The sequence below is a fragment of the Dulcicalothrix desertica PCC 7102 genome (genome assembly GCF_003991905.1).
GTDB classification, from domain to species: domain Bacteria; phylum Cyanobacteriota; class Cyanobacteriia; order Cyanobacteriales; family Nostocaceae; genus Dulcicalothrix; species Dulcicalothrix desertica.
This window is the reverse complement of record NZ_RSCL01000089.1, coordinates 1-2,558: the sequence shown is the minus strand read 5'-3', so window position 1 is coordinate 2,558 and position 2,558 is coordinate 1. Positions and strand designations below refer to the sequence as shown.

At 28.8% G+C, this 2,558-nt stretch carries 1 pseudogene; it reads left to right on the top strand.

The features are described 5' to 3' along the window. Positions 1-644 precede the first annotated feature (644 nt). Positions 645-2,329, top strand: a pseudogene (locus DSM106972_RS50855) (IS1634 family transposase). The last annotated feature ends 229 nt before the right edge of the window (positions 2,330-2,558 follow it).

Genomic DNA, 2,558 nt, shown 5'->3' with positions numbered 1-2,558 from the left:
CCCATATTCCGCACTTCAGAATGTCGCATAAAATATTACATAAATACGTACTGGCATTAGTAAATAAACATACTAATAATTTTTAAGTAAGCTTATATCCTGTATTGAGCATGAAAACTCGTAGAAATAAAATAAAAAACGCACAAAAATAACAACAACAACAAATATCTATTAAGTATAACTTATAAAAAATACAACTATATACATAAGTATTTTAACGTAAAAAAATATCCTTAACATGTAATTGCTGGATGGCGCCTAGAATGAAAAAGCCTGTGTAATAGAATTGTTTTGGTCGCTACTAGAAAGCGTTAAAGAGCTTCTTTTTAGAACAAAGTCACGTAAGCAGAAAATAGAATCTATATGACCCCAAATAGTTATGTATTTTATTTGACATAAGTATCATAATTAAAATTATTTATATGAGTTACAAATGTTACAATAAACTTGATGAATGTAAAATATGAGTAAATCGATATTAAGAAATAAACCTATATTACGAAGTTATTAGCAGGTTGTCTCCGCTTATAAATGCTTGGTTTTCAACTTTTTACAAGCGATAACATAAATTATTTTAGTATGCCGACCCTGCGATACCACTCGTGAGACAATTAGAAAAACTCGAAAATCTTCTAGAGGTAAAAATGTCTCCAATCGAAAATGCAAAAATAAAAAATATCGACCACTTAGGAATAGTAGCTGGGTTAATTGATGAGATAGGAATAGTTGAAACAATTAATTCAAAATTAGGCGTAGACTCCCGTGAGAAGATTACAGCGGGAATAATGGTTAAAGCTATTTTAATAAATGGATTAGGATTTGTATCAAGACCTTTATATTTATTCAAGCAGTTTTTTGATGATAAAGCAATTGAAATTTTATTAGGCGAAGATGTAGAAAGCGATTATCTTAATGACGATAAAATTGGAAGAGTCATGGAATAATTTATATAAATATGGATTAAATAATCTGTTTATAGAAATTGTATTGTCAGTAATTAAAAAATTTAAAATAGATACAAAGTATTCACACTTAGATGCAACATCATTTCATTTACACGGGGAATATAAAAGTGAAATTAATCAAGAAAGTCAAGAAGAAATTACTAGAGAAAGACCAATATTTATAACTAAAGGATATTCTCGCGACCACAGACCAGATTTAAAACAATGTGTTTTAGATTTAATCACGAGTAGTGATGGAGATATACCATTATTAATGAGAGCAGGAGATGGAAATGAAGCAGATAAAGCAGTATTTGGAAAAATTTTAACAGAGTTTAAAAAGCAAATAGTTTTTGACAGTATTATGGTTTGCGATAGCGCATTATATAGCCAAGAAAATCTCAAATTAATTGAGCATTTAAAATGGATAAGTCGAGTACCGATGACGATTAAGAAAGCGCAAGAACTAGTTCAGTCCGTAAATACTCTTGAGATGAAAGAGATAGAGGAGATAGAGGAGATAGAGGAAATAGAGGGGAATAGAGGAGATAGATACAGAACAAAACGAGAAAAAGACATATCAAAATTTAAAGGGATACAAGTGGAAAGAAGAAATAGTTAATTATGGTGGTATTAAACAAATTTGGCTAATAGTAGAAAGTCAAAAAAGAAAAAATAGCGATTTAGAAAAGCTAGATAAAAAGCTCAAAAAAGAAAAAAGTAAAGTTGAAAAATTGCTCAAAGATTTGAAAAAAGAAGATTTTGAAACTCCGGAGCAAGCGCGGTATAAATTAAAAGGAGTTAACAAACATCTGAAATTATTTGAAATTAAAGAAGTTAAACTTACTGAAAGTAAGTCAAAAGATAATAAAACTATTTATAAAATGGAAGGAGTAGGTCATGAAAAATTAAAAGAGATAGAAATACGAAGAAAAGAAGCCGGGAGATTTATTTTAGCAACTAATATAGTTAATGACGACGAAAAATTAAAACCAGAAGAGATTATTACAACATATAAAAATCAGCAGTCTTGTGAGCGAGGATTTAGATTTCTAAAAGACCCTTTATTTTTTGCTGATAGTTTTTTCGTTGAAAATCCTGAAAGAATAGAGACAATGCTATTTTTAATGTCTTTATGTTTACTAGTCTATAATCTTGGTCAAAGGGAACTAAGAAATAGCTTAAAAAGAATCAAAATCGGAATCAAAAACCAATTAGGAAAGCTAACCTTATCTCCTACATTAAGATGGGTATTTCAATGTTTTCAAGGAATTCATCTTTTGACTTTAAATAGTGTTAACCAAATTGTTAATTTAACAGCAGAACGTAATTTTATTTTGAATTGTCTACCATCATCTTGCCAAAAATATTATTTGCTTTCTTAAATTAAACAAACTTTTGAAAGCAAAAAAATTATCCACATTCAAAGGAACAGTAATTGCTCCTCAAATTTTTAATGCTTATAAAATCTATTTTACGAGTCAAATCTTTTACATTTGATTATTTATTTTTAAAAGTATATTCGTTCAGCACTCTATTTCTTCGTCATCCTGAATTTTTGCTTTTTTCTTGGTTGTAATCTTTTGTACTTCAAATTGAAGTGCGGAATGTGGG